This is a genomic window from Halomonas urmiana, from assembly GCF_005780185.1.
GTDB lineage: Bacteria > Pseudomonadota > Gammaproteobacteria > Pseudomonadales > Halomonadaceae > Halomonas > Halomonas urmiana.
On sequence record NZ_VBUI01000029.1, the window covers coordinates 36783 to 45415 of the forward strand.

The window sequence follows — 8633 nt, forward strand, 5'->3', positions numbered from 1 at the left end:
GTGTGAACAAGGCCACCGAGCTATGAGTATGGATATCCAGGTGGCGGAGGGCGACGTCGAGCGCCTTTCGCTGCGCGAATACACCGAGAAGGCGTACCTCGACTACTCGATGTACGTCATCCTCGACCGAGCCCTGCCCCATATCGGCGATGGCATGAAGCCGGTGCAGCGGCGCATCGTCTATGCCATGCGCGAGCTGGCGCTTGGTGCCAACGCCAAGTACAAGAAGTCGGCGCGCACCGTCGGCGACGTGCTGGGCAAGTTCCATCCCCACGGCGACAGCGCCTGCTACGAGGCGATGGTGCTGATGGCGCAGCCATTCAGCTACCGCTACCCGCTGGTCGACGGCCAGGGCAACTGGGGCAGCCCCGACGATCCCAAGTCCTTCGCGGCGATGCGCTATACCGAGGCACGGCTGTCGAAGTTCGCCGAGGTGCTGCTCGCCGAGCTCGGCCAGGGTACCGTCGACTGGACCCCCAACTTCGACGGCACCATGAACGAGCCGGTGGTGCTGCCGGCGCGCCTGCCCCATGTGCTGCTCAACGGCGGCACCGGCATCGCCGTGGGCATGGCCACCGACATCCCGCCCCATAACGTGGGCGAGGTGGTCGAGGCCACCTGCCACCTGCTTCGCCATCCCGAGGCGACCACCGTCGATCTGCTCGAGTACCTGCCGGCCCCGGACTTTCCCACCGAGGCGGAGATCATCACCTCCCGGGCCGACCTGCGAAAGCTCTACGAGGGCGGGCGCGGCTCGGTGAAGCTGCGCGGACGCTACGTGCGCGAGGAGGGCAACGTGGTGGTCACCGCGCTGCCCTACCAGGTCAGCGGCGCCAAGGTGCTCGAGCAGATCGCCGCCCAGATGCAGGCCAAGAAGCTGCCCATGGTCGCCGACCTGCGCGACGAGTCGACCCACGAGGAGCCGACCCGGCTGGTGATCGAGCCGCGCTCCAACCGCGTCGACATCGAGGCGCTGATGGCGCACCTGTTCGCCACCACCGACCTCGAGAAGAACATCCGCGTCAACATGAACGTGATCGGCCTGGACGGCCGGCCGCGGGTGATGGCGCTGCCCGACCTGCTTGGCGAGTGGCTGCGCTTCCGGCGCGCCACGGTGCGCCGGCGCCTCGAGCACCGCCTGGGCAAGGTCGAGGACCGCCTGCACATCCTCGAGGGCCTGCTGGCCGCCTACCTCAACCTCGACGAGGTGATCCGCATCATCCGCGAGGAGGATGAGCCCAAGGCCGCGCTGATCGAGGCCTTCGGCCTCAGCGACCGCCAGGCCGAGGCGATCCTCGAGCTGCGCCTGCGCCACCTCGCCAAGCTCGAGGAGATGAAGATCCGCGGCGAGCAGGATGACCTGGAGGCCGAGCGCAAGCACCTGCAGGCGCTGCTCGGCAACGAGGCCAAGCTCACCGATCTGATCGAGGCGGAGCTGCGCGAGGCGGGCGAGGCGCACGGCGACGCGCGCCGCTCGCCGCTGGTCGAGCGCCAGGAGGCGAAGGCGCTTTCCGAGGTCGAACTGGTCGGCGCCGATCCGGTCACCGTGGTGCTCTCCGAGAAGGGCTGGATCCGCAGCGCCAAGGGTCACGAGATCGATCCCGCCGGGCTCTCCTACAAGGCCGGTGACCGCTTCCACCTCGCCGTCCGGGGCAAGACTAACCAGCCGCTGGTGCTGCTCGACGACACCGGCCGCGCCTACACCCTGTCGGCACACAACCTGCCCAGCGCTCGCGGCCAGGGCGAGCCGGTCACCGGCCGCGTCAACGTGGTGGCCGGGGCCCACATGGCGGGCCTGATGCTGGCGCCGCCCGAGACCCGCTACCTGCTCGCCTCGGACGGGGGCTATGGCTTCGTCGCCCGGCTCGAGGAGCTCACCGGCAAGAACAAGTCCGGCAAGGCGATCCTCAGCGTGCCCAAGGGCTGCAACGTGCTGCCGCCGCTGGAGGTGTCGTCGCTGGAGGAGGCCAGCGTGGCGGCGGTCTCCAACGAGGGACGACTGCTGGTCTTCCCCCTCGCCCAGCTGCCGGAGATGGCCAAGGGCAAGGGCAACAAGATGATCGATATCCCCGGCGCCCGGGCCGCGCGTCGCGAGGAGTTCCTGCGCGACCTGGTGATGCTGCCGGCCGGCGCCGCCCTGGTGGTGCACGCCGGTAAGCGCAAGCTGACCCTCAAGGCGGCGGACCTGGACTATTATCGCGGTGAACGCGGCCGGCGGGGCAGCAAGCTGCCTCGCGGGCTGCAGAAGGTCGATCGATTGGAAAGCTTGAAGCCGGAAGCTTGAAGTCCCAGGCTTCGCCGGAAGCCGTAAGCTGTAAGAAAAACATGCCTATCATGAGGTTACTTACAGCTTATAGCTTACGGCTTACAGCTCATCAAAGGGGTTGCAATGACTAGACGACTGTTGATTCGCGCCACCGGTACGGCGCGCCCCGGCCAGCTGGCCGGGCTGGGCAAGGCGCTGGCGGCCAGCGGCGCCCGCCTGCTGGACATCAACCAGAGCGTGACCTTCGGCATCCTGTCGCTGGAAGCGCTGGTGGGGCTCGCCCACGAGAGCGACCTGGAGGGGGCGCTCGCCACGGCCGGCGATGCCCTGGGGCTCGATATCCAGGCGATCCAGGTCAGTGCCGAGGACTACCAGCGCTGGAGTGCGGCGGCCAGTCAGCCGCGGCTGATCCTGACCCTGCTGGCGCCGCACCTGCCCGCCGGGATTCTCGCCGAGGTGGGCGCGCTCACCGCCGAGCACGGCCTGACCGTGGAGCTGATCCACCGCCTCTCCGGCCGCGAGCCGCTGGACGGCGGCGTGCCCGAGCATGGCGCTTGCGTGGAGTGCTGGCTACGCGGCGAGGAGGTCGACCTGGAGTCGCTACGTGAGAAGGCCCTGGCGCTGGGCGCCATGCACGGCGTGGACATCGCCATCCAGGAGGACTCCATCTGGCGTCGCCACCGTCGCCTGGTGTGCTTCGATATGGACTCCACCCTGATCCAGGCCGAGGTAATCGACGAGCTGGCGCGCCGTCATGGCGTCTATGACGAGGTCGCCGCGGTCACCGAGCGGGCCATGCGCGGCGAGCTGGACTTCCAGCAGAGCTTCCGCGAGCGCATGGAGAAGCTCAAGGGACTCGACGAGTCGGTGCTGGCCGAGATCGCCCGGGAGCTTCCGCTGATGGACGGCCTGGAACGGCTGATGAAGCACCTCAAGCGGCTGGGCTATCGTACCGCCATCCTCTCCGGCGGCTTCACCTACTTCGCCCGCCACCTCCAGGAGACGCTCGGCTTCGACGAGGTGCACGCCAACGAGCTGCTGATCGAGGATGGCAAGGTGACCGGTGAGGTCCGCGAGCCGATCATCGACGCCGATCGCAAGGCCGTGCTGCTGCAAGAGATCGCCAGTCGCGAGGGGCTGGTCATGGAACAGACCATCGCCGTGGGCGACGGCGCCAACGACCTGAAGATGCTCGCCGCCGCCGGGCTCGGCATCGCCTTTCGCGCCAAGCCGCTGGTCAGGGCCCAGGCGCGCCAGTCGATCTCTACCCTGGGGCTCGATGCGGTGCTCTACCTGATCGGCTATCGCCAGGGCGACCTGGAGGAGCCGCCGCGGTGAGCAAGACCTTCCAGGCCTGGCAGGCGAGTTTCGAGCGCCTGCGCGCCCACAAGGCCTTCGAGCTGACGGTCATCGCCATCATCATCCTCTCGGCGCTGTTGATCGGCGCCAAGACCTACGAGGAGACCAGCCGCTTCCAGCAGTGGCTGCTGGCGATGGACGTGGCGGTGACGGTGTTCTTCCTGGTGGAGATCCTGATTCGCATGGCTGCCGAGAAGCGCCTGCGCGACTTCTTCCGCCAGGGCTGGAACGTTTTCGACTTCCTGATCGTGACCGCCAGCCTGATTCCCCTGGACGACTCGGAGATGGTGCTGCTGGCGCGGCTGCTGCGCATCTTCCGGGTGCTGCGCCTGGTGTCGATGATCCCCGAGCTGCGCCTGCTGATGGCCGCGCTGGTCAAGTCGATCCCGCGGATGGGCTATGTGGCCCTGCTGATGTTCATCATCTTCTACATCTACGCGGCGCTCGGCAGCTTCCTGTTCGCCGAGGTGGACGACTTCCTGTGGGGCAATATCTCGACGGCCATGCTGACCCTGTTCCGGGTAGCGACCTTCGAGGACTGGACCGACGTGATGTATGCCACCCAGGAGCTTTATGCCTGGAGCTGGATCTACTACCTGACCTTCATCTTCCTCACCGCCTTCATCTTCCTCAACATGATGATCGGCATCGTGCTCGACGTGATGCAGAAGGAGAGCGTGCAGATGGAGATCGAGAGCGGCGAGGGCGAGGCCGCGGAGCTGCATGGGCTGCGCCACGACGTGCGCGCGCTGCGCGACCAGCTCGACCGCATGGAGGCGGCATTGGGCCCCCGTCGTGAGGGGAGTGGAGTTGACAGGCGCGGCGAAGACTGATCTTCTAGGGGCATGAAAATGACATCGCGCCACTTCGTTCTCGACCTACGACTACCCCTAGCCCGCCGCTGAGCGCGACGGGCGGTGCAGTCTGCATCGCCGTCGCTTCGCCCGCCGCTAGCGAGCACGTCCCGGTCGAAACGAGGTTGTAGCATGTCCACCACCCGCAGTATCCGCGCCATGAACATTGCCGTTGTTGCCATCGCCCACGGGTGCCACCAGGCATCGCGTCCGGTCGTGTGCAATCACGTTGTACCCTCGACGCCCCGTCCGCCCTTGGCCGACGGGGCGTCGCTGTTTCCGACTGATCGTTGTTGACGAATCGCCTTCTGAATGCCGCCGCACACCTGGGAGAACGCCACCATGATGCTCGATAACCCCGCTACCAAGTACCGCCCCTTCGTGGCCGTCGACCTGCCCGACCGCCAGTGGCCAAGCCGGCGCATCGAGACGCCGCCCCAGTGGTGCGCCGTCGACCTGCGCGATGGCAACCAGGCCCTGATCGACCCCATGGACCAGGAGCGCAAGCAGCGCCTCTTCGACCTGCTGGTCAAGATTGGCTTCAAGCAGATCGAGGTGGGCTTCCCCTCGGCCTCCCAGACCGACTTCGACTTCGTGCGCGCCCTGATCGAGGAAGACAAGGTGCCGGACGACGTGCATATCCAGGTGCTCACCCAGGCCCGCCCGCACCTGATCGATCGCACCTTCGAGTCGCTGAAGGGCGCGAAGAACGCCATCGTTCACGTCTACAACGCCACCGATCCGGTGTTTCGCCGCGTGGTGTTCAACGTCGACAAGCCCGAATGCATCCAGATCGCCGTGGACGCCACCACCCGGATCCGCGAGCACATGGCGACGGCGCCGGAGACCCACTGGACCTTCCAGTACTCCCCGGAGCTCTTCTCCACCACCGAGATGGACTTCGCCGTGGAGATCGTCGACGCGGTGGAGGCGGCCTTCGGCGCCAGCGTCGAGGCGCCGATGATCGTCAACCTGCCGGCGACCGTGGAGTGCGCGACGCCCAACAACTACGCCGACCAGGTGGAGTGGTTCTGTCGCCACGTCGACCATCGCGATCACCTGATCGTCAGCGTGCACCCGCATAACGACCGCGGCACCGGCGTGGCCGCCGCCGAGCTCGCCGTGATGGGCGGTGCCGACCGGGTCGAGGGCTGTCTGTTCGGCAACGGCGAGCGCACCGGCAACGTCGACCTCGTCACCCTGGCCATGAACCTCTACACCCAGGGTGTGCACCCGGGGCTCGACTTCTCCAACATCACGCCGATCATGCGTGAGGTGGAGTACTGCAACCAGCTGCCGGTGCATCCGCGCCACCCCTACGTGGGCGACCTGGTGTTCACGGCCTTCTCGGGCTCCCACCAGGACGCCATCAAGAAGGGCATGGCCGCGCGCCGCGAGGCCGAGAATGACGTCTGGGAGGTGCCCTACCTGCCCATCGACCCGCTGGATGTCGGCCGCAGCTACGAGGCGGTGATCCGCGTCAACAGCCAGTCCGGCAAGGGTGGCATCTCCTACCTGCTCGAGCAGGAGCACGGCATCGAGCTGCCGCGCCGGCTCTCCATCGAGTTCAGCCAGGTGGTGCAGGAAGTCGCCGACCGGCTGGGTAAGGAGATCACCTCGCAGATGATCTACCAGGCCTTCCTCGACGAGTACCTGGAGCAGCGCGAACCCTTCGCCCTGATCAGCCATCGCATGGCCTCCGAGCCGGACAGCCCGACCGTGAGCCTCGAGGCGACCATCGAGGAGCATGGCGAGCGCCGCATCATTCAGGGGCAGGGCAACGGCCCGCTGGCTGCCTTCGTCAAGGCGCTGGCCGCCGAGGGCCATGACGTGGAGATCATCGACTACCACGAGCACTCCCGTGGTCAGGGCGCCGACGCCGAGGCGATCGCCTACGTGGAGGTGCGCGTCGGCGGCGAGGCGGTGTTCGGCGTCGGCACCGACGAGAGCATCACCAGCGCCTCCATCAAGGGCGTGATGAGCGCGATCAACCGCAAGCTCTCCACCGAGGCGCCGGCCCCCAACGTCACCGCCGCTACGTTAGCTTGAAGCTGGAAGCCTGAAGCTTGAAGAAAGAACAACCCCATCGGGCCGTCCCGGTGGGGTTGCTTCTGTCTGGCCCACTACCATGCTGGTCTTCCAGCTTCCAGCTTCCAGCTTCCAGCTTCCAGCTTCCAGCTTCCAGCTTCCAGCTTCCAGCTTACGGCTCACAAGGGTGTCTTACTGGCCTCGCCGGGAATCTCCCGGACCAGTCGCGGCATCAGGAAGCCGGGCAGCACCTCGCGCAGGCCCGCGACCAGTTCGCGGGCTTGGTCGTCGCTTACGTCGAAGTGCGCCGCCCCGGCCACCGGATCGAGCACGTGCAGGTAGTAGGGCAGAACACCGGCCTCGAAGAGCCGTTCGGAGAGCGCGGCCAGGGCCTCCACCGAGTCGTTGACCCCGCGCAGCAGCACGCTCTGGTTGAGCAGGGTCACGCCGGCGTCGCTCAGCCGGCGGCATGCGGCGATGACGGCCTCGTCGATCTCGTTGGCATGATTGATGTGCAGCACCATCACCTTCTGCAGGCGGGTGGCGGAGAGCCAGCCGAGCAGGGCGGCGTCGATGCGCTCGGGGATCACCACTGGCAAGCGGGTGTGGATGCGCAGGCGCCTGAGATGCGGGATGGCGTCCAGCCGCTCGACCAGCCAAGCCAGCTGACGATCGCTCGCCGCCAGGGGGTCGCCGCCGGAGAGTATCGCCTCGCGGATCGTCGGATCCTCCCGGATATAGTCGAGGCTCTCTTCCCACTGCGCCCGGGAGGGGGCGTTCTCCGCGTAGGGGAAGTGACGGCGAAAACAGTAGCGGCAGTTCACCGCGCAGGCGGGGCTCGCGATCAGCAGCACGCGGCCGGCGTACTTGTGGATCAGTCCCCTGGCCGGGGTGTGCTCGGCCTCGGCCAGGGGATCGGCCACGTAGCCGGCCACCGGGTGGTCCTCCTCAATGAGCGGCAGCACCTGGTGCAGCAAGGGGTCCGAGGGGTCGCCAGGGCGGATGCGGGCCAGATAGGCCTCGGGCACCCGCACCTCAAAGAGCGCGTGGCCACGCGCGGCGCCGTCCTGCCAGGCCGTGTCGAGGCCCAGGCGGCGGCACAGCTCGCGGGGATCGCGGATTGCCCCGGCCAGCTGAGTCTGCCAGCGAGCCTGTACGGGGAGGGGCTGGGTCTCCGGGGCGGGGCGCTGCAAAAGGGCGCTGCTTCGGGTTATCATGCGGCACACCAGTCAATGCGTACGGGGGCCAGGCCCCCGTGACACTTCATCTGCTTGCGCGTGCCGCCGGTCTCGGCCGGTGGCACGCTCGAATATGGATAAGCGATCATGGCCAACTATTCTACCAACGAATTCAAGGGCGGTCTGAAGGTGATGCTCGACGGCGATCCGTGCAGCATCGTCGAGAACGAGCTCGTCAAGCCGGGCAAGGGCCAGGCCTTCAACCGCGTCAAGTTGCGCAACCTGATGACCGGTCGCGTCCTGGAGCACACCTTCAAGTCCGGCGACTCCCTGGAGGCCGCCGACGTCATGGAGCTGGAGATGGAGTATCTCTACACCGACGGCGACATGTGGTACTTCATGAAGACCGACGGCTCCTTCGAGCAGTACGCGGTCGAGAAGCGCGCCCTGGGCGACACCGAGAAGTGGCTCAAGGAGCAGGTGCCCTACACCGTGACGCTGTGGAACGATAACGCCATCAGCGTCACCCCGCCGAACTTCATCGAGCTCGAGGTCACCGAGACCGACCCGGGCCTCAAGGGCGACACCGCCCAGGGCGGCTCCAAGCCGGCGACTCTCTCCTCCGGCGCCGTGGTCCGCGTGCCGCTCTTCATCAACGAGGGCGAGGTGCTCAAGGTCGATACGCGCAGCGGCGAGTACGTCTCCCGCGCCTGAACCGGGTTTCGCCCGGGCTAGAGCTTGAAGCTGGAAGAGCGGCGCTTCGCGCCTGGAAGCTGGAAGACAACTCGACCCGGCTTCGCCGGGAGCTTGAAGCTATAAGCTTGAAGCGGGAAGAAAAACCCTTGACTCCAGGGTTGGGCGGCAAGCTGTTTTCCAGCTTCCAGCTTCCAGCTTCCAGCTTCCAGCTTCCAGCTTCCAGCTTCCAGCTTCCAGCTTCCAGCTTCCAGC

At 66.8% G+C, this 8633-nt stretch carries 7 protein-coding genes; 5 read left to right on the top strand and 2 right to left on the bottom strand.

The window, feature by feature from the left end; translation table 11 throughout:
- The first annotated feature begins 22 nt into the window (after positions 1-22).
- From parC to leuA, 4 genes are all read left to right on the top strand, one after another.
- A complete protein-coding gene (gene parC / locus FEI13_RS16225) occupies positions 23-2284 on the top strand; it encodes a DNA topoisomerase IV subunit A (protein WP_138182557.1) in 2262 nt (753 codons plus the stop codon).
- Between the two features lie 105 nt (positions 2285-2389).
- Positions 2390-3604 (top strand): phosphoserine phosphatase SerB, encoded by a 1215-nt coding sequence (serB, locus tag FEI13_RS16230; protein ID WP_138182558.1) that lies wholly within the window; start codon positions 2390-2392, stop codon positions 3602-3604.
- Complete coding sequence (locus FEI13_RS16235; RefSeq protein WP_138182559.1) at positions 3601-4458, top strand: ion transporter; 858 nt, start codon at positions 3601-3603, stop codon at positions 4456-4458. Before serB ends, FEI13_RS16235 begins: the two co-directional genes overlap by 4 nt.
- Before the next feature lie 363 nt (positions 4459-4821).
- Positions 4822-6528, top strand: coding sequence for a 2-isopropylmalate synthase (gene leuA / locus FEI13_RS16240; protein WP_138182565.1), 1707 nt, complete (start codon positions 4822-4824; stop codon positions 6526-6528).
- A gap of 158 nt (positions 6529-6686) precedes the next feature.
- Here the strand turns inward: leuA and epmB are convergent, their stop codons facing one another.
- Positions 6687-7724 (bottom strand): EF-P beta-lysylation protein EpmB, encoded by a 1038-nt coding sequence (epmB, locus tag FEI13_RS16245; protein WP_138182560.1) that lies wholly within the window; start codon positions 7722-7724, stop codon positions 6687-6689.
- Positions 7725-7832: 108 nt separating this feature from the next.
- Between epmB and efp the strand changes: the two genes are divergently transcribed.
- Positions 7833-8399 carry an elongation factor P gene (gene efp / locus FEI13_RS16250; RefSeq protein WP_138182561.1) on the top strand — a complete coding sequence of 189 codons (567 nt, stop codon included), beginning with the start codon at positions 7833-7835 and terminating at the stop codon, positions 8397-8399.
- A 17-nt stretch (positions 8400-8416) separates the two neighbouring features.
- Here the strand turns inward: efp and FEI13_RS16255 are convergent.
- The coding region (locus tag FEI13_RS16255) for a hypothetical protein (protein WP_158294560.1) at positions 8417-8633 on the bottom strand (217 nt) is incomplete at its 5' end.

Bases quoted from the DNA above. Each gene is read 5' to 3' on its own strand.
- parC (WP_138182557.1), top strand. From the start codon at position 23: ATGAGTATGGATATCCAGGTGGCGGAGGGCGACGTCGAGCGCCTTTCG.
- serB (WP_138182558.1), top strand. From the start codon at position 2,390: ATGACTAGACGACTGTTGATTCGCGCCACCGGTACGGCGCGCCCCGGC.
- leuA (WP_138182565.1), top strand. From the start codon at position 4,822: ATGATGCTCGATAACCCCGCTACCAAGTACCGCCCCTTCGTGGCCGTC.
- epmB (WP_138182560.1), bottom strand. From the start codon at position 7,724: ATGATAACCCGAAGCAGCGCCCTTTTGCAGCGCCCCGCCCCGGAGACC.
- efp (WP_138182561.1), top strand. From the start codon at position 7,833: ATGGCCAACTATTCTACCAACGAATTCAAGGGCGGTCTGAAGGTGATG.